The following is a 22,557-nucleotide window of genomic DNA, read 5'->3' as shown; positions in this document are numbered from 1 at the left end:
GACTCACTCGCTCCTCCCGTCGGCCAGCAGGGTCAGCACCGCCTGCTCGAGCGCGGGACGATCACGCTCCTCGTCGATCGCCGGTCCGATCCGCCGCAGGGTCGGAGCGATCGTCACGCCCTCCTCGAACAGCTCGACGACGCGGGGGTTCACGTACGACGCCCGGGCCACCGCCGGGGTGTTGCCGAGCACGTCCGACACCTCCCGCATGGTCGCGGCGACAGCACGACGGCGCGCTGTGACCGACGCAGCCCCCTCGTCCCTCGACGCGAGCGAGACCGCGGCCAGCACGGTCGCGTGCCAGGTGCGGAAGTCCTTGGCCGTCATGTCGGCGCAGACGCGCTCCTGCAGGTACGCGTTCACGTCCGCGCTCGACAGCTCGCTCCACCGCCGCCGCTCCTGGAAGGCGAGCAGCGTGTCGCCCTCCCGTCGGCGCCGCATCGGTCCGACGACCTCGTACGCGAGGGGGTCGGCGACCACGACGCGCTGCGCGACGCCCGCCTTGCCCTCGTACGCGAACTCCATCGTCGACCGGTCGCGCCGCAGCGTGACGTGGTCCTTGCGCAGGGTCGCGAGCCCGTACCCGCCGCCCTGCGCGGCGTAGCGGTCGTTGCCGACCCGGAAGAGGCCGCGGTCGAGGAGGCGGAAGGCCGCGCCCAGGGCCCGGTCCCGGGGCACGCCCTTCTCCGCGAGGTCGCGCAGCACCCGTTCGCGTCCTTCCGGGAGCCGGTGCGCGACCTCCAGCACGCGCTCGTGCTTCTGCTCCTCCATCCGCTCGCGCCACAGGGGGTGGTAGAGGTACTGGACGCGCCCCGCGGCGTCGCGCCCCGTCGCCTGGAGGTGCCCGGACGGCCAGCGGCAGATCCACACCTCCTCCCAGGCAGGCGGGATCGCGAGCGCGACGCACCGCTCACGGTCGGGGCCGACGAGAACACCGCCACGCTCGTCGAGGTACTGGAAGCCCCGCCCCGCGCGCCGGCGGGTCCATCCCCGCTCGGTGCGCGAGACCGTCCGGAACCTCATCCCTCGACGCTAGGCCGCGAGCATGCCGTCACCGAGCTGCTCACGCAGCTGCGCCGTGATGCGGCTCAGGATGCGCGAGACCTGCATCTGCGTGACGCCCAGCTGGCCCGCGATCTGCTCCTGCGTCCACTCGTGGAAGTACCGCAGGGCGAGCGTCTGCCGGTCGCGCTCGCTCAGCCCGCGCACGAGCGGCGCCAAGGACGCCTTCTGCTCGGCGCGCGTGAACGCGTCGTCGACGTCGCCGAGGACGTCGGCGAGGGTGCCGACGCCGCTGCTCCCGGGGGCGTCGAGCGACGAGGGGTGGTAGCAGCCGTCGGCCGCCAGCGCCTCGTCGACCTCCTCGACGGGGAGCCCGAGACGATCGGCGATGTCGTCGGAGGTCGGCGTGTCGCCGAGCTCCTGGACGAGCTCCTCGATGCAGGCGGTGACCTGCGCGCGGGTCTCCTGGACCCGGCGCGCCGGACGCACCATCCAGCAGCTGTCCCGGAACCAGCGGCGAACCTCGCCGCGGATGGTCGGGACGGCGTAGGTGAGGAAGTCGTGACCGCGTTCGGGGTCGAACCCGCGGGCCGCCTTTGCGAGCCCGACGTAGGCGACCTGCTCGAGGTCGTCGATGTCGACACCGCGGTTGCGGTACTGAGAGGCGACCGCACGGGCCACACCCATGTTGACCTCGACCAGGCGTGCCCTGAGCACGTCGACGTCTGCGTCGTCGCACGCGGCGAGGTCGTCGCAGAGCGCGGTGGTGACGACCCTTCGGTCTTCGCGACTGAGGTCGCGGGAGGGGTCGTGCGGGCGCTCGAGAATCGGGTCGGAAACTGACATGCCACGCTCCGATGAAAGTGCTGGAGAGTGGCGCGCTGTTTGACCACCAAGGTCGTTCACCTCCTTCCTAGCAGGGTTCACCCCCGCTGTCGACCCAACCTCGGTCGAGGGAGACCCGGCGGCGGACCGCTCAGGGGCGCCAGAAGCCTGCGGTTGCAGCCGCCTGAGCCGCTGCGTCACGCATGCTGCCGGTCCAGACGGACCCGTGACCTGGGAAGAGCGTGCCGGCGTCGACCTCCGCGATCACGTCGAGCGCGTCGGTGGTGGCACCGCGGTCGTGGGAGAACGGACGCACGATGAGCTGGGGTCCGTGCAGCCGCGACACGGCGTGCCCGGTGATGACGGCGTCCCCGCTCACGAGCACGCCTGAGCCCGGGATCGCGTACGCGGTGTGGCCGTCGGTGTGCCCGGGGGTCGGAACCGCCACCGGAGCGCCCGGGAGGTCGAGCCGCGCGGCGTCGTACGACTCCACCTGCGCGAGGCCTGTGCGGTCGGTGCCACCGAGACGCGTGATGTCGAGGACCCAGCCGACCGCTCCGCGTCGCCACAGGACGAACGGGATCTGCGCCGGGGAGAGCTGCTGCAGGTAGTCACGCCGCGCGTGCGGGACCTCGACCGCCCCGGTGTACGCATCGATCCCGTGAGCGGCCGCGATCCGCGCCGCGCCACCGAGATGGTCGACGTGGGCGTGGGTGAGCAGGATCGCGCGGATGTCGCCCATCTGGTGGCCGATCTCGCGGACGGAGCGCTCGACGTCGACGACGTTGCCCGGGTAGCCACCGTCGATGAGCGTCAGGTCGTGGCCGTCCTCGACGAGGACCCAGTTCACGTGGTGGGTGGAGACGAGGTACGCGTCGCCGACCCGCGTGATCGTGTACGGAGTGGTCATCGGTGCTCTCCCCGCTCGTCGGTCACTGCGGTACCGGGCACGTCCCCGGCCACGGGGGCACGCTCCGAGCGGGCGCGGACCATCTCGTAGCGGGCCACGCCCCACGCTACGGCGTCGCGGAGCCACGACGTGGCCGCCGGATCGGTCACCGCGACCCGCATCGACCGGGACATCCGCGTGGCCGACCAGAAGCAGAGCGGGACGGGACCGAAGGCGCACGCGAGGACCACGAGGATCAGCCCGATCACCACGCCGTCCCCGGCATCCCCCATCAGGACGACGGGAGTGATCCACAGCGCGGCCGCGAGGACCGCGCACGACACCAGCGCGATCTCCGCGCGCGTCCAGCGCTCCTGGACGCGGAGCACGAGGACGGTCACGCCGGCGACCGCGAGCAGCGCCACGAGCAGCGAGACGGGCTGGAACGCCATCGGGACCAGGAGCACGACGAAGGCCGGTCCGGCCACGTAGAAGGACGCGATGAGGACGCCGAGCCCCCAGGACGGACCGATCACCGCACCGGCGAACGCGAGCGCCTCGAGTGCCGTCACGGGCTCGCTGGTCCGTGCAGAACTCACCCCGACGCCTCCGTCACCCGCACCCCGACACAGTGCCGAGCCCCCGCTCACGGCGCGGCACCAGGGCTGAACCCGCGGCGAACTTAGTGGGTCGCGGCGCGGACCGTCAACCGACGATCGAGGGTTCTGGACGCGGTTGCGCAGGGCCCTGCGCGTCGGGGCTCTGCTCTTCAGGAAAATCACCCGCGGCGGCGCGCAGCCGCTGCAGCAGCGCGAAGGTGTCGTCCTGCTCGGCCGCGCTCAGGCCGGTGATCGCGAAGTCGATCGCGGTCAGCGCCGCCGTGGCCTCGGCGACGAGCTCGCGTCCGGCCGGGGTGAGCGACGCCAAGGTCCGTCGCCGGTCGGCCGGGTCGGACTCGCGGCGCACCAGTCCCTGGGCCTCCAGCCGGTCGATCGCGTTGGTGACCGAGGTCGGGTGAACCATCAGGCGCTCACCGATCTTGCTCAGCGGGAGCGCACCCGTCTGGCTGAACGTGAGCAGCACCAGCACCTCGTACCGCGCGAAGGTGATCGCGTACGGCTTCAGGGCGGCGTCGAGCTCGGCGAGGAGCAGCTGTTGGACGCGCATGACGGAGGTGGCCAGCCGCATCGCCGTGGCGTCGCCGAAGTGCGACTCCCACAGGTCGCCGGCGCGCTCGACGGGGTCGAACGGCAGTCGGGGCTGGGCTGGCATGACGCTCACCCTACCGGCGCTCGACATTATTAGGAAGTCCAACTATTTTATGTCCTATGGAATCTGAGGACGCCCTCCGCGTACGGATCGTCACCGCCTCCAGCCTGTTCGACGGTCACGACGCGTCGATCAACATCATGCGCAGGATCCTGCAGTCGCAGGGGTGCGAGGTGATCCACCTCGGGCACAACCGCTCGGTCGCCGAGGTCGTGGACGCGGCGATCGAGGAGGACGCCCACGGTGTCGCGGTGTCGTCCTACCAGGGCGGCCACGTCGAGTACTTCGAGTACCTCGTGCAGCTCCTCGCCGAGCGGGGCGCCGGCCACGTGAAGGTCTTCGGCGGCGGTGGCGGGGTCATCGTCCCCGCGGAGATCGCGCGGCTGCGCGAGAGCGGCGTGCTCATCTTCTCCCCCGAGGACGGCCAGCGGCTCGGGCTGCCGGGGATGATCGCCGAGGTCGTCGAGGCGTGCCGTGCCGACCTCTGGGCGCAGGCCCGCCCGGAGCCCGACGCCGTGCTCGCGGGCGACCGCGTCGCCCTGGCGCGCGCCCTCACCGGCGCCGAGCAGGGCCGCCTCGACGGCGCGCTCGCCGACGCCGTACGCGCCGCGGCGGAGGCGTCCTCGGCTCCCGTCCTCGGCATCACCGGCACCGGTGGGTCCGGCAAGTCCTCGCTCACCGACGAGCTCGTCCGACGCTTCCGCACCGACCAGCAGGACAAGCTGCGCATCGCGGTGCTGGCCGTCGACCCGACCCGCCGTCGCGGCGGCGGGGCGCTGCTCGGCGACCGGATCCGGATGAACGCCCTCGACGGCGTCCACACCTTCTTCCGTTCGCTGGCGACGCGCGGCGCCCACGAGCTTCCCAGCACGCTCGACGACGTCCTGGCCGTGGTGAAGGCGGCCGGCTTCGACCTCGTGATCCTCGAGACTCCTGGCATCGGTCAGGGCGACGCCGCCGTCGTCCCCTACGTCGACGCCTCGCTGTACGTGATGACGCCGGAGTTCGGCGCCGCGTCGCAGCTGGAGAAGATCGACATGCTCGACCTGGCCGACGTCGTCGCGATCAACAAGTACGAGCGCCGCGGCGCGGCCGACGCCCTGCGCGACGTGGGCCGACAGCTGGTCCGCAACCGCGAGGCCTTCGTCAGCCGCCCCGAGGACATGCCGGTGTTCGGCACGTCCGCGGCCACCTTCAACGACGACGGTGTCACGGCGCTCTTCCAGGAGCTGGTCCGGCTCCTCGGCGAGCACGGGCTCACGCTCGACGACGGCGCCCTCCCGCGCGTCGACGTCCGGCACTCGACGCGGTTCGCGCAGGTGGTCCCCGCGGCACGCGTCCGCTACCTCTCGGAGATCGCCGAGACGGTGCGCGACTACCACGCCGCCACCGAGCGGATCGCCGACACGGCACGGCGCGCCCAGGCGCTCGCGTCGGCGGCCCACGACCTCGACGCCGCAGGCCTGTCCGCGGACGACGCACGCGCGCTCGCCGAGCAGACCCGTGCCGACCTCCCGGACGACGTCCGTGCGCAGATCGACGGGTGGCCGTCGGTCGTGGCGTCGTACCAGGGCGACGAGCAGGTCGTCACGGTGCGCGACCGCGAGATCCGGACGACGCTGGTGCGCGAGTCGCTGTCGGGCACCCGTGTCCCGCGGGTCGCCCTGCCTCGTACGACCGACCACGGCGACCTCGTGCGCTACTGGCGCCGCGAGAACCTGCCGGGCCAGTTCCCGTACACGGCGGGCGTCTTCCCGTTCAAGCGCGACGGCGAGGACCCGGCACGCATGTTCGCCGGCGAGGGCGACCCCTTCCGCACCAACCGCCGCTTCAAGCTGCTCTCGGCCGACGGCGAGGCGACTCGGCTGTCGACCGCGTTCGACTCCGTCACGCTCTACGGGCGCGACCCCGACGAGCGGCCCGACGTCTACGGCAAGGTCGGCACGTCCGGCGTCTCCGTCGCCACCCTCGACGACATGAAGGCGCTGTACGACGGCTTCGACCTCGTCGCGCCCACCACGTCGGTCTCGATGACGATCAACGGACCTGCACCGACCGTGCTCGCGTTCTTCCTCAACACCGTCATCGACCAGCAGCGCGACCGCTTCCGGGAGGAGCAGGGCCGCGAGCCCTCGGCGGAGGAGGACGCCGAGCTCGTCGCGTACGCCGTCGGCACCGTCCGCGGCACGGTGCAGGCCGACATCCTCAAGGAGGACCAGGGCCAGAACACCTGCCTTTTCTCGACCGAGTTCAGCCTGCGGATGATGGCCGACATCCAGGAGTGGTTCATCCAGCACCGGGTGCGCAACTTCTACTCGGTCTCGATCTCGGGCTACCACATCGCCGAGGCCGGGGCGAACCCGCTGAGCCAGCTCGCGTTCACGCTCGCCAACGGCTTCACCTACGTCGAGTCCTACCTCGCGCGCGGGATGGACGTCGACGACTTCGCCCCCAACCTGTCGTTCTTCTTCTCCAACGGCATGGACCCGGAGTACTCCGTGATCGGCCGCGTCGCCCGCCGCATCTGGGCGGTCGCGATGCGCGACCGGTACGGCGCCAACGAGCGTTCGCAGAAGCTGAAGTACCACGTGCAGACGTCGGGCCGATCGCTGCACGCGCAGGAGATGAGCTTCAACGACATCCGCACCACGCTGCAGGCAGTGATCGCGATCTACGACAACGCCAACAGCCTGCACACCAACGCCTACGACGAGGCCGTCACGACACCGACGGAGGAGTCGGTGCGCCGCGCGCTGGCGATCCAGATGATCATCAACAAGGAGTGGGGTCTCGCGATGAACGAGAACCCGCAGCAGGGGTCGTACGTCATCGACGAGCTCACCGACCTCGTCGAGGAGGCGGTGCTCGCGGAGTTCGACCGGATCACCGAGCGCGGCGGGGTCCTCGGCGCGATGGAGACCGGCTACCAGCGCGGACGGATCCAGGACGAGTCGATGCTCTACGAGCAGCGCAAGCACGACGGGTCGCTCCCGATCATCGGTGTCAACACCTTCCGGAACCCGCGCGGCGAGGAGGAGCACGGCCCGCTGGAGCTCGCCCGGGCGACCGAGGACGAGAAGCGCTCGCAGCTCGCCCGCGTCCGCGCGTACCAGGAGGCCCACCGCGAGGAGGCGGAGGCAGCGCTCGCGCGGCTCAAGGAGGCGGCCGCCTCGGACGAGAACGCGTTCGGCGTGCTCATGGACGCCGCACGCGTGTGCTCGCTGCAGCAGGTCACCGAGGCGTTCTTCGAGGTCGGTGGGCAGTACCGGCGCAACGTCTGACGGTGCGCCGACGGATCGTCCCGCGCGTCGTACCGCGCATGACGACGCGCCAAGTGGGTACACGAACCGGCAGTGCGGCCGCACCCCCGAGCGGCCTTAACCGATGAGGAGCGCGTCATGGACTGGTGGGTATGGGTGATCATCGCGGTGGTCGTCGTGCTGATCGCGATCGCGATCTGGCTGGGCATGCAGAGCTCACGCAAGCGCACCGCCGAGCGGCACCGCCAGGAGGCTGCCGAGCTGCGCGAGAAGGCTGAGGCGACCCGTCTCGAGGCCAGCCGCCGCGACGCCGAGGCGTCGCGTGCCCGTGCCGATGCCGAGGAGGCGCGCGTCGCGGCCGAGGAGCGCGAGCGTGAGGCGCGCGAGCACCAGGAGCACGCGCAGCGCACGCGCTCGGAGCTGGACGACCAGCTGGCGAAGGCCGACGAGCTCGATCCCGACGGCGGCCGTGACGCACGGACGACCGCCGACGACGGCCAGGGGTGGGACGACCGAGGCGCGGACGACCGCGGTGCCGACGACCGCGGTGCCGACGACCGTGGTCTGCGTCCCGACCGCACCCGCGCGACCGACGACACGGTCGACGTGACCGAGACCTACGAGGTCCCGCGCGACGACCTGCGCACCGACCCGCGCCGCGGCGATGCCGGCGGCACGCGCCAGGGCTGAGCGACGGAGGTCATGAGCCGCGACGACCTGGGGGCGGAGGTGCGTGTCACGCACCCCGCCCGCAGGGTCGTCTCGCTCGTGCCCTCGCTGACCGAGGCGGTCGCCGCCACCGGGGACGCCGCACTGGTCGGTGCGACGGACTGGTGCACGCGGCCCGCCGACCTGGACGTCACCCGGGTCCGCGGCACCAAGAACCCCGACGTGCAGGCCGTGGTCGACCTCGCGCCCGACCTCGTCGTCGCCAACCAGGAGGAGAACCGGGCGCTCGACGTGCGCCGCCTGCGCGAGGCGGGTGTGCCCGTCTGGGTGACCCGGATCGAGACCGTGGACGAGGCCTTCACCTCGATGCGCCGGCTCTTCACCGACGCGCTCGGGTGGGAGGTCCCGCCGTGGCTGGTGGAGGCCGAGCAGGCCTGGGCGCCGCCCGCCGCGCCGGCCGACGCCGTACGCCCGCGGGTGGCCGTCGCCGTCTGGCGCGACCCGTGGATGGTGGTCGGACGCGACACCTTCACCGGGGACCTGCTCGGCCGGCTCGGGTGGGACCACGCGTACGCCGCCGCGTCCGACCGCTACCCGCACGTCGCCCTCGCCGACCTCGACCGAGGCGACCTCGACCTGGTCCTGCTCCCCGACGAGCCCTACGTCTTCGGGCCGGACGACGGCCCTGAGGCGTTCGAACGCGTGCCGACGGCGCTGGTCTCCGGACGCCTGCTCACCTGGTACGGCCCCGCGCTCCTCGAGGCCGCCAGGGAGCTCCCGGCGGCCGTCCGGGCCCACGGCACGCGCGCGTAAATCACCCGGCCGGGGTGACACCTCGACCACCCTCCCGGGTCTACCGTCTCGCCATGGACGATTCGACGTTGCGCCCGAAGATCGCCTCGGTGATGCCCCAGATCAAGGACGACCTCGAGGCGATGGTGGCCATCCCTTCGTGCGCGTTCCCCGGATTCCCGTCGGACCCGGTCCACGCCATGTCGCAGTACGTGGTCGACGCGTTCGGTCGCTACGGGGTGCAGGCACAGGTCACCCCGATCACCGGCGGCTACCCCGCGGTGACCGCGGAGATCCCGGCTCCCGAGGGCAAGCCGACCGTGCTGCTGTACGCGCACTACGACGTGCAGCCCGCACCGAAGGAGCAGGGCTGGGACACCGAGCCCTTCGTCCCGACGTGGAAGGACGGCCGGCTCTTCGGGCGCGGCGCCGCCGACGACAAGTCCGGCATCGCGATCCACCTCGCGACCCTCGCGGCCTTCGACGGAAAGCCCCCCGTCGGCGTCCGCCTCGTGATCGAGGGCGAGGAGGAGACGATCAGCCACCTCGAGGCGTGGGTGGAGGCCAACCCGGACCAGGTGCAGGCCGACGTCATGGTCGTCGCCGACATGGGCAACCTCACCGTGGGCGAGCCGGTGCTGAGCATCGGGCTGCGTGGCCACGTCAAGGCCGTCGTCGAGGTCCGTACGCTCGCTCAGCCGGTGCACTCCGGGCTCTTCGGTGGCGCGGCGCCCGACGCCTGGATGGCGCTCATCAAGATGCTGGCCACCCTCATCGACGACGAAGGCAACTGCCTCGTCGAGGGCATCGCGTCGGGCGCGTGGGAGGGCGCCGACTACTCCGAGGAGATGCTGCGCACCAATGCCGGCGTCCTCGACGGAGTCGACCTGGTCGGTTCCGGGACGGTCGCCTCGCGGCTGTGGTCGAAGCCGTCCATCAGCGTCCTCGGCATGGACGCGACTCCGGTCGCCGAGGCGTCGAACGTGCTGCAGCCGACGGCGCGCGCCGTCGTCGCCATGCGGATCCCGCCGGGCCAGGACGAGAAGGAGGCGGTCGAGAAGCTGATGGCGCACCTGCGCGCGGCCGCCCCGTGGAACGTCCAGGTCGACGTCCACCAGGACAAGGTCTCGCCGCCGTTCTCCCAGGAGACCGACGGTCGGGCGTTCGGGCTGATGCGCGACGCCCTCGCCACCGCGTACGGGCGCGAGGTCGAGTCCGTCGGCTCCGGCGGCTCGATCCCTCTGCTTGACACCCTGCGCGACGCCGCGCCTCAGGCCGACTTCGTGCTGATCGGCGCCGAGGACGCCGCACTTGCCAACATCCACGGTCCCAACGAGTCCGTCGACCCCTCCGAGATCGAGAACATGGCCCTCGCCCAGGCACTGCTGATCCAGGCACTCGCCGAGTAGTCGCTCCCATCCCCCACCGGCCGCCGGGCGGCCGGCGTACGAAAGGCACGTGCGTGGACACCTTCCTGCTGATCCTCCAGGCACTCGTCGTCGTCGGCGCCATCTACATGGGCGTCAAGGTCGGCGGCGTCGGGCTCGGTCTCTGGGGCGCCGTCGGCGTCCTGGTCCTGGTGTTCATCTTCGGTGCGCCTCCGGGCAGCATCCCGAGCGACGCGATCATGGTGATCATCGCCGTAATCACGGCGGCGTCGGCGATGCAGGCGGCCGGCGGCATCGACTACCTGGTGTTCCTCGCGGAGAAGGTGATCCGCGCACGGCCCAAGCTCGTGAACTACCTCGCGCCGCTGATCACCTTCGCGTTCTGCGCCGGCGCGGGCACCGGCAACATCATCTTCCCGCTGCTGCCGGTCATCTACGAGGTCGCGTACGAGCGTGGCATCCGCCCGGAGCGTCCGCTCTCGACCTCGGTCGCGGTCTCCGGCTTCGCCCTGGCGGCCAGCCCCGTCGCGGCGGCCATGGCGGCGTTCGTCGGGCTCACCGGCAACCAGCCCGACGCGTTGAGCCTCGGCGAGATCCTGCTCATCACGTTCCCGGCCGTGCTGCTCGGCACCATCGTGGCGGCGGTGATCCAGAGCCGCGTCGGGCACGACCTCAAGAACGACCCCGAGTACCAGCGCCGCCTCGCGGCCGGGCTGATCCATCCCCCCGCCGCGGAGACCGGAGAGGTGAAGGGCGCGGACGTCCCGGTCACCGCCAAGCGTGCCGCGGGCGTCTTCTTCGCGGGCGTGTTCGTGGTGGTGCTCCTCGGGGCGTTCGACGAGCTGCTCCCGTCGTACGAGGTCGACGGCGAGACGGTCACCCTCTCGCTCACGACGCTCCTCATCATGGTGATGCTCGCCGTGGCCCTCGCCGTGATGTACGTCGGCAAGGTGAAGCCGGGCGCCGTGCTCGACGCCCCGCTCACGAAGTCCGGGCTCACCGCGATCATCGCGCTGCTCGGCATCGCCTGGCTCGCGAACACCTTCATCACCGGGAACGAGGAGACCGTCATCGGCGGTCTGACCGACATCGCGAAGGAAGCCCCGTGGTTCCTCGCCATCGGGCTGTTCCTCGTCGCCGCCGCGACCACCAGCCAGTCGGCCGCGGTGAACACGATGATCCCGCTGGGCATCAGCCTCGGGATCGCGACGCCGACCCTCGCGGCGTACCTGCCCGCGATGGGCGGCGTGATGACGCTCCCCGCCAACGGCTCTCAGCTCGCGGCCGTGGAGATCGACCAGACCGGCTCGACGAAGATCGGCAAGTACGTCCTGAACCACTCGTTCATCCTGCCGACCCTCGTCATGGCGATCGTCTCGGTGCCGACCGCCCTGCTCATCTCGCGGCTCTTCCTCGAGTAGGTCACCCGCGGCGTCGCGCGGCGAGGGTCGTCCGCGCCTCCCGGAGGAGGAGCTCCGCCTCCGGGAGGCCGCCGTCGCGCGACAGGACGACACCCGGCACGACGGGCAGAGCACGCGGGTCGAGCGGGCGGGTCACCGATCGCGCGACCGGCGTCCTGGTCGGCGGGCCGACCGGGGGACCGACCGGCGGCCCCGCCGGCGGCGTGACGACGATCGTGGCGACGATCCGGAGCAGCTTCACGCCGAGCAGGCGCGCCACGAGGTCGGCGCGGACGACCGCACCGACCGCGAGCGTCGGTTGCTCACCCTCGGGTGGAGGGGCTCCGCGTGCCATCCGGATCGCCGTACTCCTCGATGCGCTTCCCGGCCCGGCGGGCAGCCGCGACGATCTGCTCGTACCGCTCCCGGCCGGCTCGCGTCCCGAGGACGTAGCCGATGCCGAAGACCGCGAGCGTCCGGAGCCTCACTGGGTGCGCTGCTTCTCTCGGATCGCGCTCACCGCGGCGCTGGCCGCGGACAGCCCGATCACCCCCACGGTGGCGAGGGCGCCGCCACGGAGCTTGCTGCCTCCGGGGACCTTCTCGAGGGCTCGCTGCCACGGGGACTTGCGGTGGAACATCTTCACGGGTTCTCTCCGTTCAGCTTCGGCTGCGTGAGGAGCGCCGGATGGCGTTCACGAGCTGCGTCTTCGTCTTCTGGGAGGTGTCCTCGACCCCGAGCGACCTGGCGAGGTCCACGAGCTCCGCCTTGCTGCGGCGCGAGAGGCTCGTCGGGATCTCCTGGGTCCGCTCGGCGCGCACGGCGGCGGCGGTGCTGGCTGCGACCGCCTCGCGAGCGGCGGCGGCGCGCGCACGCGTCTGGTCGGCCTCGCCGGCCTGCTCCTGCGCCCGCGCGACGAGCTTGTCCGCCTCCTCGCGCGCCTTCTTGGCGGCCTCCTCCGCGGCGGCCGTCGCCTCGTCGGCGAGCTGGCGCGCCTCGTTCATCGCCGCGTGCGCGGAGTCGATGCGCTCCTGGGCGTCCTGAGCGGCGGAGTCGGCCTCGGCGCGAGACTGCTGCACCTCGCGGTCCGCGGCCTCACGCACCTTCCCGAGGCGGGCCTGTGCCTCGTCGTCGGCCTCGCGACGCTCGGCCTCGACCATCGCGTCAGCGCGACGGCGTGCCTCCTGCACGCGCTGCTGAACGCGGTCGTGCGCTTCCTTCTGCGCCGCCCGGACCCGCTCGCGCGCCGCCTTCTCGACGGCGGCGGCCTCGTCCGCACGCTGCTTGGCGTCCTGCGCTCGCGCGAGGGCGTCCTGCTCCTCGCTGCGGGCGCGCTCGACGGCCGTGTGAGCGCGGGCGAGCCGGGTCTCGACCGAGTCGGTCCCCGGCACCTTGTCGGCGACGGCTGCCGTCGCACGACGGAGCTGGTCGACGACGCTGTCCCGAGACTCCGTGGCGGCGTGGGACGCCGCGGACGGGACCTGGTCGACGTTCACCGCCTTCGAGACGAGCCACGCGGCGTTGCGCGGCAGGTCCTTCAGACCGCCGGCGACGCGCGTCGAGGCCCGACGCAGTGTTCCCTGACTCGACATGTGATCTCCCCCTGGGGCTCGTTGCCCTGCCCACTACCCCAGCACGGTCGATCCATGCAGGCTCAGGGGATCCGCGATGAAAACCTCCGCTGCAGGTCAGCGTGTCCGAGGGCCGACATCGTGAACGACAGGTCGTGCTCGCCGTGCAGCGAGCGCAGCGTCGTCTCGACGTACGCGAGCGCTGCTCGGGCGAGGCTGCCGCCGACGCTGACCCGTGCGACACCGAGCTGTCCGAGCTCGCCGACGCTCGGCATCGCGGCGGTCAGTCCGGCCACCACGTTGAGCGGTGCGGGCACCGCTGCGACGAGCCGGCCGATCGTGTCCGCGTCCCCGACACCGGGCACGAACACGCAGTCCGCACCGGCCTCGACGTACGCCTCGGCGCGGCGCACCGTCTCCGCGAAGGCGTCGGGAACGCCGACCAGGTAGGTGTCGGTGCGGGCGTTGAGGACGAAGGTTCCTCGAGGCGCTGCCTCGCGCGCCGCCTCCAGGCGCGCGTGCGCCTTCTCGACCTCCAGCAGCTCCCCGTCGCGCACGTCCTCGAGGTTGGCACCGACCACGCCCAGTCCGACCGCCTCGGCGACGGTGCGGGCGACGTCGTCGGCCTCGGGGCCGTAGCCCGACTCGAGGTCGGCGGTGACGGGCACCCCGGCGACCGCGACGATCTGCGCGATGCGCTCCATCATCGGCCCTCGCTCGAGGGCGCCGTCGCGGACGCCGTGGCTGAAGGCGATGCCGGCGCTGGTGGTCGCGAGCGCCGCGAAGCCGGCCTCCTCGGCGAGGCGCGCGCTGCCGCCGTCCCAGACGTTCGGCAGGACGAGCGGCGCCGAGGTGTGGTGCAGGGCGAGGAGGTCCGCGGCGCGGGCGTGCCAGCGTACGTCGTCAGTCATGGCCGCACTCTAGGAACCGGCACCGACACCACGATTTCGTTAGCGCCCTAACGATCAGTACACTCATCACGTGGACGTCACCGACCCTCTCGCACTGGAGCACCAGGTGTGCTTCGCGCTCGCGGTCGCCTCGCGGGCCGTCGTCGCCGCCTACCGCCCGGTGCTCGAGCCGCTCGGCCTGAGCCACCCGCAGTACCTCGTGATGCTGGCCCTGTGGGAGCGCGACGGGCAGTCGCTCAAGGACCTGAGCGCGACGCTGCACCTCGAGCCCGCGACGGCCTCACCGCTCGTCAAGCGCCTGGAGGCCGTCGGCCTGGTCGTGCGCGAGCGGTCTCCCCATGACGAGCGTGCCCTGACGATCTCGCTCACCGACACCGGCCGAGCCCTGCGCGAGGAGGCCGTGCAGGTCCCGGCCACCATGCTCGAACGCCTCGGCATGTCGCTCGAGGAGCTCGAGGGCGCCAACACCTTCCTCCACCGGCTCATCGCCTCCGCCCAGCAGGCGTCCGACCCCGTCCCGACCAGGAGCACCCCCGCATGACCGAGAGCACGAAGTCCGCCCCCGCCCCGAAGACGCGCGAGCAGCGCGAGGCCGAGCTGCGCGCGCTGCGGGTCGTCCAGCGCCGGGTCGCCGCCATCGGGTTCTTCGCGATCACGGTCCACGGCATCTTCGGGTGCATCGGTCTGGGCTTCGTCCTGGACAACCAGGGGCGCCACGGCGACGCGATCGCGATCACGTTGATGTCCGGGGTGATCGCGGCGCTCACGTACGCGGGTGTGCGCGTGATCCTGCAGCGCTCGCTCTGGTCGCCGGTGTGGATGGTCGTCGCGGCGCTGCCGACCGTCGTGGGGCTGGTCTGGCTGTTGCAGCGCTGAGCGGCGCCTGCCTCGACGCTGCGGCGCGGAGTCGGTTGCACGGAGCGACCATCTGACATGACGGGCGGGCCCTCGGGTACGGGTTCGGCATGGATACGCCGTCGTTCCCTCCGCAGCAGCAGCACCCTCCCGGTTCCACCGCGGCGATGGTCCCGGTCCCCGACCACGGCGAGGAGTCGTACCGCGGCTCCGGCCGGCTCGGCGGGATCCGCGCGCTCGTGACCGGCGGCGACTCCGGCATCGGGCGTGCCGTGGCGATCGCGTTCGCGCGCGAGGGCGCCGACGTCGCGATCTCCTACCTCCCGGAGGAGGCGGAGGACGCGGAGGACACCGCCACCCGCGTGCGCGAGGAGGGCCGACGGGTGGTTCTGCTCCCGGGCGACATCACCGACCGCGACACGGCGCAGAGCCTGCCGCAGCGCGTCGTGGACGAGCTCGGGTCGCTCGACGTGCTGGTCAACAACGCCGGGTTCCAGATGGCGCGGGGCGACGGCATCGAGAGCATCACTCCCGACCGCCTCGACCGTGTCCTGCGGACCAACCTCTACGCCCTGTTCTGGATCACCCAGGCAGCCGTCCCGCTGATGAAGCGCGGCTCGAGCATCGTGAACTGCACGTCGATCCAGGCGTACGACCCGTCGCCGACGCTGCTCGACTACGCGGCGACCAAGGCGGCGATCAACAACGTGACCGCCAACCTGGCGACCATGCTGGGACCGAAGGGCATCCGCGTCAACGCGGTCGCGCCCGGACCGATCTGGACCCCGTTGCAGCCGGCCACGCAGCCGGTGGAGAAGGTCGAGAGCTTCGGGAAGGACACCCCGCTGGGCCGGGCGGGCCAGCCGGCCGAGGTAGCGCCGGCGTTCGTGTTCCTCGCGTCGCCGGCCGACGCCAGCTACGTGACCGGCAGCGTGCTCGGGGTGACCGGGGGCAAGCCGGTGTTCTGAGGCCCGGGCACCGTCAGGACGGCGCCACGATGCCGGCGGCGCGCAGGCGCTCGCGCACGGCCTCGCCCGGGACCGCGTACGCCACGCGTCCGCGGAAGCCGCGCGTCGTGGTCGCTGCGAGGACGGAGTTGAGCAGCGCCTCCTCGACCGCGTCCATCGTGGCGCCGAAGAGCGGGTCGAGGTCGGCGTCTGCCGGAGGGCGTCCCGACCCGACGGAGAACGTCAGCGCGTAGTCGCCGCTGCCGTGCGCGTAGCTCGCACCGACCCTGCCCATCGCGAAGACCGCCCGGCGGGCCACCCGGTCGAGCTGACGCGCGTCGAGCGGCGCGTCGGTCGCGACGACGATCATGCACGAGTTGCCGACGGTCTCCACGGGAGGTTCACCGAGCAGGTCTTGCGAGGGCATCGCGACGCCCGCGACGGTCAGGACCCCGCCGAAGTTCGCCTGGACCAGAGCGCCGACGGTCCGCGGGGCACCCGCGAGCTCGACGACCCGCGACGACGTGCCGATCCCGGCCTTGAACCCGAGCGCGGTCGTCCCGGTCCCCGCACCGACGCACCCCTCGGCGACGGCTCCTGCGCTCGCGGACGCCAGCGCCGCCTCCACGTGCACCGCCCCGACCGCGCGCGCCCGCACGTCGGACAGGAAGCCGTCGTTGGTCTCCCCGACGACGGGGTTCAGCGTGGTCACGTCCTCGTACCCGGGCAGCGCCAGCACGTGCGCCACCAGCGCGTCCGCCACCGCGAAGGCCGAGAGCGTGCTGGTGAGCAGCACCGGCGTCTCGAGCGCGCCCAGCTCGACCAGCTGCGTGGCGCCCACCAGCTTGCCGAACCCGTTGCCCACCGCCAGGCCCGCCGGGAGCCACCGCCGCGCGGCACCGAGCGCGTCGGGGACGATCGCGGTCACCCCGGTCCGCAGGTCGCCCTCCGCGAGGGTCGCGTGGCCGACGCGCACGCCGGGGACGTCGGTGATCGCGCCGAGCGGCCCGCGCGGATGGGGACCGAGGGCGAGGGGCAGCTCGTCGACACGCACGCCGACGACGTTAGCGGGCTACAGCACCTCGACGTCGAGATCCAGCGTCGTCCGGTCGCGCGCGGCGACGAGGTCCAGGCGCGGGCCGACGGTCGGCAGCTCGTAGGTGAAGAAGTAGCGCGCCGCCACCCGCTTGCCGTCGTAGAACGTGCCCTGCCGGTCGCCGGTCGCCAGCAGCTGCTCGAGCCAGATCCACGCGACGACGACGTGCCCGGCAGCCTCGAGGTACGCCGAGGCGTTCGCCAGGGCGACGGCCGGGTCCCGGTCGGCCCACGCGATGCCGGTGACCTCCACGAGCCGGCCGAGCGCGGACTCCAGCGCGTCGCTGTACGTCGCCGCGTCGCCGCCGGCCTTGCGGGCACGGGCGACGGTCGCACCGATGGTCTCCGCGAGCAGCGCGAGGCCCGCCCCGCCTCCCGCGACGACCTTGCGGCCGAGCAGGTCGAGCCCCTGGATCCCGTGCGTCCCCTCGTGGATCGGGTTGAGCCGGTTGTCGCGGTAGAGCTGCTCCACCGGGTAGTCGCGCGTGTAGCCGTAGCCGCCGTGCACCTGGATGGCGAGGTCGTTGGCAGCCAGGCACCACTGCGACGGCCAGGACTTGGCGATGGGGGTCAGCACCTCGAGCAGCGCGTGCGCCCGCTCACGGTCCGCCGCGGAGGGAGCGGTCGCCTCCTCGTCCACCAGGCGCGCGCAGTAGAGGACGAGCGCGAGCCCGCCCTCGACGTACGCCTTCGACGCCAGCAGCATCCGCCGGACGTCCGCGTGGTCGATGATCGGCACCGGCGGCGCGAGCGCGTCCTTCCCGTCGACCGGCCGCCCCTGCGTCCGCGTCTTCGCGTAGTCGAGCGCGTGCAGGTACCCCGTGTAGCCGAGCGCGACGGCGCCCGCGCCGACGCCGATCCGCGCGGCGTTCATCATGTGGAACATGTACGCGAGGCCGTGGTGCTCCTCGCCGACCAGGAAGCCGACCGCTCCCGGGCGCCCGCCCGGGGTGGCGAACCCCTCGCCGAAGTTGAGGAGCGTATTCGTCGTCCCGCGGAAGCCCATCTTGTGGTTGAGCCCGACCAGCGCCACGTCGTTGCGCTCTCCCGGATCCCCCGCGTCGTCGGGGAGGTGCTTGGGCACGATGAACAGCGAGATGCCCTTCACGCCGGCGGGGGCGTCGGGGGTCTTGGCGAGGACCAGGTGGACGATGTTCTCGCCGAGCTCGTGGTCGCCGGCCGAGATCCACATCTTGGTGCCGGTGAGGCGGTAGGAGCCGTCGTCCTGGCGCACCGCGCGGGTCGTGATGTCGGTGAGCGAGGACCCGGCCTGCGGCTCGGACAGGCACATCGTGCCGTACCAGCGACCGTCGATCACGGGCCTGGCGTAGGTCTCGACCTGCTCCGGCGTGCCGTGCGTCAGGATCAGGTGCGCGTTGCCCGCTGCCAGCGACGGGTACGAGTGGACCGCGACGCTGGCGGCCTGGAACCACATGGCCGAGGCCCGCTGCAGGGTGAAAGGCAGCTGCGCGCCGCCGTGCTCGGCCCCGAAGGCTAGACCCGGGAAGCCCGCGGCGTTGTACGCGTCGAGCGCCTCCGCGACGCCGGGGAGCATCTCGACCCTGCCGTCGGCGCCCACGCGGGGCTCGTCGACGTCGAGGGCGCGGCTCAGCGGGGCGAACTTCTCGGTCGCGATGGCCTCGGACAGCTCGAGGACGGCGTCGAAGGTGTCGCGGTCGTGCTCGGCGTACCGCTCGCGCCTGGTCAGCTCGGTGACGTCGAGCCACTCGTGGAGGAGGAACTCGAGGTCGCGGCGCGAGAGGATCCGTGAATCGGCCATGGACCGATACTAAGCGCTTGCTTACCTCGCAGGGGCGCGGGTCTCACAACCCGACGGTAGGGCGGCGCCCGGCGACGAGCTGGGCGAACTACCCGGCGCCGGTGCGTGTCGGGGCGCCAGCAGGCGTCATGACCCTCGTGGGGGGGACGGTAGCCAGTCGACCTGTCGGTCCTGACGGCTACGGTGCTGGCACGACCCGAGGAGTACGCGAGGTGCCATGTACGCCGTGATCGACACCGAGACGACCGGACTCACCCCGGCGTTCCACCACCGCGTGGCCGAGGTGGCAGTCGTCCTCGTCGACGGCCAGGGCAGGGTCGAGGGCGAGTGGTCCAGCCTGATCAACCCCGAGCGCGACCTCGGGCCCCAGCGCATCCACGGCATCCGCGCCGTCGACGCCGTCCGGGCGCCGCGCTTCGCCGAGGTGGCCGGGCACCTGGTCGACCTCTTCCGCGGCCGCACGCTGGTCGCGCACAACCTGCCCTTCGACCTGACCTTCCTCGTCGCCGAGTTCGAGCGGCTGGGCCTCGACTTCCCGGTCACGCACGAGGTCGGACTCTGCACGATGACGCTGAGCAGCGACCTGCTGCCTGGCTCGGGCCGTTCGCTCGGCGAGTGCTGCGCCGCCGCCGGCGTGCCGCTCGAAGGCTGGCACGCTGCCGCCGCCGACACGCGGGCGACCGCCGGGCTGCTGGCGCACTACCTCGATCGCGTCGGCACGCCTCCCCCGTGGCAGGACGTGCTCGACCGCAGCCGAGCACTCGCCTGGCCGGAGGTGCCGGCCCAGCGCTTCCGGACCGCGCCTCGCCCCGACGACACCACGCTCCCGCCACCCTCGGGCTTCATGGCCGGGCTCGTCGACCACCTCCCGCGCGACCCGGCGTCGGAGCTCGCCGATCCCTACCTCGCCGTGCTCGACCAGGCGCTGGCCGAGCACGCGCTCGCCCCTGGCGACTCGGGCGTCCTGGCGGCCGTCTCCCGCTCGCTCGGCTTCAGCGCTCCCGACGTGGTCCGGATGCACCGCGACTACCTCGGCGCGCTGGCCCGCCTCGCCACCCGCGAGCGCCCACTGACCGACGCCGAGCACGGTGACCTCGAGCGCGTCACGGCCGCGCTCGGTCTCGAGGCGTCCGACCTCGAGGCGGCGCTGGCCGGCGCCGCGGTGCCCGCCGTGGCCGCCCCGTTCGCCCTCAAGCGCGACGCACGCGTGGTCTTCACCGGCGAGATGGCCGAGCCCCACGACGCGTGGGCTCGGCGGGCCGTCGACAGCGGCCTGACCGTCCTCGACGGCGTCACCACGGAGGTCGACGTCGTGGTGGCCGCCGACGCCTACACGATGTCGGTCAAGGCCAAGAAGGCCCGCGGATACGGCATCCCGGTGATCACGGTCGAGGAGTTCGCGCGGCACCTCGCCGACCGGCCAGGCGTCAGTGCCCCCGGAACGCCTCCTCGAGCCACCACGACGGGGCGCTCGTGATCTTGGCGTCGACGAGCAGCGGCCGGTCACGCGAACCCTCGAGCCACCGCGCGACACCCGCCAGGTCGTCCGTGCCGCGCACCGTGACCGCGTCGAGGCCGTAGCCGCGTCCGATCGCCGCGACGTCGGTCGGCGGGAACTCGACCGTGTCCAGCCGGTGGCCCCCCGGACCGAAGTGGTGCACCTCCGCGCCGTACGCCTCGTCGTCGTAGACCACCACCACCATGGGCAGCCCGAGCCGCACGACGGTGTCGAGCTCCGCGGCGCCCATCAGCGCGCCACCGTCGCCCAGTGCGGCGACCGGGAGCCGGTCGGGCTGCGCGAGGGCGGCGCCGATCGTGGTGGCGAGGCCGAGCCCGATCGACTGGAACGCCTGGGTGAAGCAGAAGCCTCGCTCGTCCGGCACCGCCAGGTAGGCGCTCGGGTAGCCCATGAAGTTGCCGGAGTCGACGCCGACCACCCGCTCGCGCGGGAGCAGGTCGTCGAGGGCGAGCGTGAGCGTCCGCGGGTCGATCCGGGCGGGCTGCCCGGCCGCGTCGGTCGTGCTGTCGTCGTCGTACGGGACGTCGCGCCAGCGACCCTCCGCCACGATCCGCGCGCCGACCTCCGCCGTCCGGTAGCCCTCGCGCGAGCCGAAGAGGCGCTCGGCGGCCGCGCGGGCCGTCGCCCCGACGTCCCCGACGACGCCGAGGGCGCCGGGACGGTGCACGCCGATCGACGCCGCCTCGTCGTCGACCTGGACCACGGTCGTCCCCGGTCCGATCAGCCGCCCGTGGCGCATCGTCCACATGTTGAGGGCGCATCCCCACCCCACGACGAGGTCGGCACCCGCGATGAGCTCGGCCGCGAGCGGGGTCGAGAACCCTCCGGACACGTCGAGCGACCACGGGTCCGCGACGAAGAGCCCTCGCGCCACCGCCGACGTCGCGAGCAGCGCGCCGCAGCGCTCGGCGAGCAGTGCGAGCTCGGGTCCCGCGCCGCGAGCACCGCGTCCGGCGACGAAGACCGGTCGCTGCGCCGAGGCGAGGGCGTCGAGCAGCGTCCCGAGGTCGTCCTCCGACGGCGCCCGGCCGTGCCGGTCGGGTCCGTCGGTCGGCGTCCGGTCGCCCGCATCGGCGGCGCTCTCCTCGCCCTGCACGTCGAGCGGCACGTTGAGCAGGACGGTACGCCTCTGGTCCCGCGCCAGCGCCACGGCAGCGCGCGCGTCGGCGACCGCGCTCGCCGCGGAGCCGATCCGCACCGGCACCGCGCCGACGGCCTCGGCGAGCGCCGTCTGGTCCACGTAGAAGTTCGACCGCGGCTGCGTCACCTCCGCCGCGACCACGACCAGCGGTGTGCGGCTCTTCGCGGCCTCGGCGACGCCGGTCATCGCGTTCGTGAGCCCGCACCCCTGGTGCAGGGTCACCGCGGCGACCCGGTCGCTGGTGCGGGCGTACGCGTCGGCGGCCGTCGCCGCGCCGCCCTCGTGGCGCGTGGCGACGAACCGCGCACCGGCGGCGACCATCGCGTTGGTCAGGTGGAAGTTGCCGGACCCGACGACGCCGAAGACGTGGTCGACCCCCGCCTCGACGAGGGCACGACCGACCGCCTCGGCGACCAGCATCAGCGCTCCACGAGCGCGAGCACCCGCGCAGGCGACCCCGAGCCGCCGACGATCCGCAGGGGCGTCGCGACCACGACGGCGCCGGTGGCCGGGAGCCGGTCGAGGTTCTGCAGCTGCGCGAGGCCGTACTTGCCGTTGCCGAGCAGGAACGAGTGGCAGGGGAACGCGGGCTCGAACGAGTGCGCTGCGCCGGCGTCGGTGCCCACGGTCTCGACACCGATACCCTGCAGCGGCGACTCCTCCGCGACCCAGCGGGCACAGTCGGCGGACATCCCGGGGCTCGTCGGCCCGGTCTCCGTGTTGTTGATCATCTCCTCCTGGGTGACCCGGGAGGACCAGCCGGTCCGGCACAGCAGCCAACCGCCCTCGGGGAACGACCCGTGCTCGGCCTGGAACGCCTCGAGGTGCTCGACCTCGATGAGGAAGTCGGGGTTCTTCGCGACCTCGTCGGTGACGTCGAGCACCACCGCCGGCGCGACGAACGCGGAGACCGGCACGGAGTCGATGTCCGCCAGGTCCCGGCCCGTCACCCAGTGGTTGGGCGCGTCGAAATGGGTGCCGGTGTGCTCCCCGGAGCGGAAGTTGTTCCAGTACCAGGCCGGGCCGCGGTCGTCGTACCGGCTGATCTCCTCCAGGGTGAACCGCTGGGTCTGGCCGAGCTCCGGCGGCAGCTCGAGGATCGGGGTCTCGTGCGAGAGCGGGGCGGTGAGGTCGACGATCTCCACCGATCCGGAGGTGAGTGCGGCGGTGAGGGCAGTGAGGACGGACATGCTGCTCCGAGGGGTCAGGGTTTCGCGTGTTCGAGCACACTAGTGGTTGAGTCA

General features: G+C 72.6%; 23 protein-coding genes. 9 read left to right on the top strand and 14 right to left on the bottom strand.

Translation table 11 applies throughout. The features are described 5' to 3' along the window. Positions 1-3 precede the first annotated feature (3 nt). From ACQSSQ_RS02865 to ACQSSQ_RS02845, 5 genes are all read right to left on the bottom strand, one after another. A complete protein-coding gene (locus tag ACQSSQ_RS02865) occupies positions 4-1,023 on the bottom strand; it encodes a DNA topoisomerase IB (protein WP_431325523.1) in 1,020 nt (339 codons plus the stop codon). A gap of 9 nt (positions 1,024-1,032) precedes the next feature. Then, a complete protein-coding gene (locus ACQSSQ_RS02860) occupies positions 1,033-1,848 on the bottom strand; it encodes a sigma-70 family RNA polymerase sigma factor (protein WP_431325522.1) in 816 nt (271 codons plus the stop codon). Positions 1,849-1,978: 130 nt separating this feature from the next. Further along, entirely contained in the window at positions 1,979-2,737 is a 759-nt protein-coding gene (locus tag ACQSSQ_RS02855) for an MBL fold metallo-hydrolase (protein WP_431325521.1), read from the bottom strand. Then, on the bottom strand, positions 2,734-3,315 hold the full coding sequence (locus tag ACQSSQ_RS02850) for a hypothetical protein (RefSeq protein WP_431325520.1): 582 nt from the start codon (positions 3,313-3,315) through the stop codon (positions 2,734-2,736). The genes ACQSSQ_RS02855 and ACQSSQ_RS02850 overlap by 4 nt, the downstream gene beginning before the upstream one ends. 106 nt (positions 3,316-3,421) lie before the next feature. Continuing rightward, positions 3,422-3,988 carry a MarR family winged helix-turn-helix transcriptional regulator gene (locus ACQSSQ_RS02845; protein WP_431325519.1) on the bottom strand — a complete coding sequence of 189 codons (567 nt, stop codon included), beginning with the start codon at positions 3,986-3,988 and terminating at the stop codon, positions 3,422-3,424. Between the two features lie 56 nt (positions 3,989-4,044). Between ACQSSQ_RS02845 and icmF the strand changes: the two genes are divergently transcribed. The 5 genes from icmF to ACQSSQ_RS02820 all read left to right on the top strand — a co-directional run bounded on the left by icmF (position 4,045) and on the right by ACQSSQ_RS02820 (position 11,515). Further along, positions 4,045-7,266 carry a fused isobutyryl-CoA mutase/GTPase IcmF gene (gene icmF / locus ACQSSQ_RS02840; RefSeq protein WP_431325518.1) on the top strand — a complete coding sequence of 1,074 codons (3,222 nt, stop codon included), beginning with the start codon at positions 4,045-4,047 and terminating at the stop codon, positions 7,264-7,266. A gap of 117 nt (positions 7,267-7,383) precedes the next feature. Then, positions 7,384-7,935 carry a hypothetical protein gene (locus tag ACQSSQ_RS02835; protein WP_431325517.1) on the top strand — a complete coding sequence of 184 codons (552 nt, stop codon included), beginning with the start codon at positions 7,384-7,386 and terminating at the stop codon, positions 7,933-7,935. 12 nt (positions 7,936-7,947) lie between these two features. Continuing rightward, entirely contained in the window at positions 7,948-8,727 is a 780-nt protein-coding gene (locus tag ACQSSQ_RS02830) for a helical backbone metal receptor (RefSeq protein ID WP_431325516.1), read from the top strand. Between the two features lie 53 nt (positions 8,728-8,780). Continuing rightward, entirely contained in the window at positions 8,781-10,115 is a 1,335-nt protein-coding gene (locus tag ACQSSQ_RS02825; RefSeq protein ID WP_431325515.1) for a M20/M25/M40 family metallo-hydrolase, read from the top strand. A 53-nt stretch (positions 10,116-10,168) separates the two neighbouring features. Continuing rightward, on the top strand, positions 10,169-11,515 hold the full coding sequence (locus tag ACQSSQ_RS02820; RefSeq protein ID WP_431325514.1) for an anaerobic C4-dicarboxylate transporter family protein: 1,347 nt from the start codon (positions 10,169-10,171) through the stop codon (positions 11,513-11,515). Between the two features lies 1 nt (position 11,516). Here the strand turns inward: ACQSSQ_RS02820 and ACQSSQ_RS02815 are convergent, their stop codons facing one another. From ACQSSQ_RS02815 to ACQSSQ_RS02795, 5 genes are all read right to left on the bottom strand, one after another. Beyond that, positions 11,517-11,849 (bottom strand): hypothetical protein, encoded by a 333-nt coding sequence (locus ACQSSQ_RS02815; protein WP_431325513.1) that lies wholly within the window; start codon positions 11,847-11,849, stop codon positions 11,517-11,519. After that, positions 11,818-11,982 (bottom strand): hypothetical protein, encoded by a 165-nt coding sequence (locus ACQSSQ_RS02810; protein WP_431325512.1) that lies wholly within the window; start codon positions 11,980-11,982, stop codon positions 11,818-11,820. The genes ACQSSQ_RS02815 and ACQSSQ_RS02810 overlap by 32 nt, the downstream gene beginning before the upstream one ends. Further along, positions 11,979-12,140 (bottom strand): hypothetical protein, encoded by a 162-nt coding sequence (locus tag ACQSSQ_RS02805; protein WP_431325511.1) that lies wholly within the window; start codon positions 12,138-12,140, stop codon positions 11,979-11,981. The genes ACQSSQ_RS02810 and ACQSSQ_RS02805 overlap by 4 nt, the downstream gene beginning before the upstream one ends. 13 nt (positions 12,141-12,153) lie before the next feature. Beyond that, complete coding sequence (locus tag ACQSSQ_RS02800) at positions 12,154-13,086, bottom strand: coiled-coil domain-containing protein (protein ID WP_431325510.1); 933 nt, start codon at positions 13,084-13,086, stop codon at positions 12,154-12,156. Between the two features lie 62 nt (positions 13,087-13,148). Continuing rightward, positions 13,149-13,976 (bottom strand): isocitrate lyase/PEP mutase family protein, encoded by an 828-nt coding sequence (locus ACQSSQ_RS02795; RefSeq protein ID WP_431325509.1) that lies wholly within the window; start codon positions 13,974-13,976, stop codon positions 13,149-13,151. A gap of 70 nt (positions 13,977-14,046) precedes the next feature. Here ACQSSQ_RS02795 and ACQSSQ_RS02790 point away from each other — a divergent pair, with 70 nt between their 5' ends. The 3 genes from ACQSSQ_RS02790 (at position 14,047) to ACQSSQ_RS02780 (ending at position 15,799) form a co-directional block, all read left to right on the top strand. Next, entirely contained in the window at positions 14,047-14,517 is a 471-nt protein-coding gene (locus tag ACQSSQ_RS02790; protein ID WP_431325508.1) for a MarR family winged helix-turn-helix transcriptional regulator, read from the top strand. Further along, positions 14,514-14,852 (top strand): hypothetical protein, encoded by a 339-nt coding sequence (locus ACQSSQ_RS02785; RefSeq protein WP_431325507.1) that lies wholly within the window; start codon positions 14,514-14,516, stop codon positions 14,850-14,852. Before ACQSSQ_RS02790 ends, ACQSSQ_RS02785 begins: the two co-directional genes overlap by 4 nt. An 89-nt stretch (positions 14,853-14,941) precedes the next feature. Then, on the top strand, positions 14,942-15,799 hold the full coding sequence (locus ACQSSQ_RS02780) for an SDR family oxidoreductase (RefSeq protein ID WP_431325506.1): 858 nt from the start codon (positions 14,942-14,944) through the stop codon (positions 15,797-15,799). 13 nt (positions 15,800-15,812) lie between these two features. Here the strand turns inward: ACQSSQ_RS02780 and ACQSSQ_RS02775 are convergent, their stop codons facing one another. Further along, a complete protein-coding gene (locus tag ACQSSQ_RS02775) occupies positions 15,813-16,832 on the bottom strand; it encodes a P1 family peptidase (RefSeq protein ID WP_431325505.1) in 1,020 nt (339 codons plus the stop codon). A gap of 18 nt (positions 16,833-16,850) precedes the next feature. Continuing rightward, positions 16,851-18,653: an acyl-CoA dehydrogenase gene (locus ACQSSQ_RS02770; protein ID WP_431325504.1), complete on the bottom strand. Its 1,803-nt coding sequence runs from the start codon at positions 18,651-18,653 to the stop codon at positions 16,851-16,853. Positions 18,654-18,870: 217 nt separating this feature from the next. On the opposite strand from ACQSSQ_RS02770, the gene ACQSSQ_RS02765 reads away from it, so the two are divergent. Beyond that, entirely contained in the window at positions 18,871-20,130 is a 1,260-nt protein-coding gene (locus ACQSSQ_RS02765) for an exonuclease domain-containing protein (RefSeq protein WP_431325503.1), read from the top strand. On the opposite strand, the gene ACQSSQ_RS02760 is transcribed toward ACQSSQ_RS02765, so the two are convergent. Together ACQSSQ_RS02760 and ACQSSQ_RS02755 are read right to left on the bottom strand one after the other, a co-directional pair. Further along, the gene (locus tag ACQSSQ_RS02760; RefSeq protein WP_431325502.1) at positions 20,081-21,733 is read right to left on the bottom strand and encodes a thiamine pyrophosphate-binding protein; all 1,653 of its coding nucleotides are present in this window, start codon (positions 21,731-21,733) and stop codon (positions 20,081-20,083) included. The two genes, ACQSSQ_RS02765 and ACQSSQ_RS02760, sit on opposite strands and share 50 nt — an antisense overlap. Further along, a complete protein-coding gene (locus ACQSSQ_RS02755) occupies positions 21,733-22,503 on the bottom strand; it encodes a cyclase family protein (protein ID WP_431325501.1) in 771 nt (256 codons plus the stop codon). The genes ACQSSQ_RS02760 and ACQSSQ_RS02755 overlap by 1 nt, the downstream gene beginning before the upstream one ends. Between the last annotated feature and the right edge of the window lie 54 nt (positions 22,504-22,557).

It is taken from the genome of Mumia spirodelae (genome assembly GCF_050632745.1).
GTDB lineage: Bacteria > Actinomycetota > Actinomycetes > Propionibacteriales > Nocardioidaceae > Mumia.
The sequence above is the reverse complement of the archived record's forward strand: the minus strand, read 5'-3'. Positions and strand labels throughout refer to the sequence as shown.

Coding starts and splice junctions, on each gene's coding strand:
- ACQSSQ_RS02765 (WP_431325503.1), top strand. CDS start 18,871: ATGTACGCCGTGATCGACACCGAGACGACCGGACTCACCCCGGCGTTC.
- ACQSSQ_RS02755 (WP_431325501.1), bottom strand. CDS start 22,503: ATGTCCGTCCTCACTGCCCTCACCGCCGCACTCACCTCCGGATCGGTG.
- ACQSSQ_RS02785 (WP_431325507.1), top strand. CDS start 14,514: ATGACCGAGAGCACGAAGTCCGCCCCCGCCCCGAAGACGCGCGAGCAG.
- ACQSSQ_RS02760 (WP_431325502.1), bottom strand. CDS start 21,733: ATGCTGGTCGCCGAGGCGGTCGGTCGTGCCCTCGTCGAGGCGGGGGTC.
- icmF (WP_431325518.1), top strand. CDS start 4,045: ATGGAATCTGAGGACGCCCTCCGCGTACGGATCGTCACCGCCTCCAGC.
- ACQSSQ_RS02800 (WP_431325510.1), bottom strand. CDS start 13,086: ATGTCGAGTCAGGGAACACTGCGTCGGGCCTCGACGCGCGTCGCCGGC.
- ACQSSQ_RS02865 (WP_431325523.1), bottom strand. CDS start 1,023: ATGAGGTTCCGGACGGTCTCGCGCACCGAGCGGGGATGGACCCGCCGG.
- ACQSSQ_RS02825 (WP_431325515.1), top strand. CDS start 8,781: ATGGACGATTCGACGTTGCGCCCGAAGATCGCCTCGGTGATGCCCCAG.
- ACQSSQ_RS02855 (WP_431325521.1), bottom strand. CDS start 2,737: ATGACCACTCCGTACACGATCACGCGGGTCGGCGACGCGTACCTCGTC.
- ACQSSQ_RS02845 (WP_431325519.1), bottom strand. CDS start 3,988: ATGCCAGCCCAGCCCCGACTGCCGTTCGACCCCGTCGAGCGCGCCGGC.
- ACQSSQ_RS02815 (WP_431325513.1), bottom strand. CDS start 11,849: ATGGCACGCGGAGCCCCTCCACCCGAGGGTGAGCAACCGACGCTCGCG.
- ACQSSQ_RS02860 (WP_431325522.1), bottom strand. CDS start 1,848: ATGTCAGTTTCCGACCCGATTCTCGAGCGCCCGCACGACCCCTCCCGC.
- ACQSSQ_RS02795 (WP_431325509.1), bottom strand. CDS start 13,976: ATGACTGACGACGTACGCTGGCACGCCCGCGCCGCGGACCTCCTCGCC.
- ACQSSQ_RS02770 (WP_431325504.1), bottom strand. CDS start 18,653: ATGGCCGATTCACGGATCCTCTCGCGCCGCGACCTCGAGTTCCTCCTC.
- ACQSSQ_RS02830 (WP_431325516.1), top strand. CDS start 7,948: ATGAGCCGCGACGACCTGGGGGCGGAGGTGCGTGTCACGCACCCCGCC.
- ACQSSQ_RS02780 (WP_431325506.1), top strand. CDS start 14,942: ATGGATACGCCGTCGTTCCCTCCGCAGCAGCAGCACCCTCCCGGTTCC.
- ACQSSQ_RS02835 (WP_431325517.1), top strand. CDS start 7,384: ATGGACTGGTGGGTATGGGTGATCATCGCGGTGGTCGTCGTGCTGATC.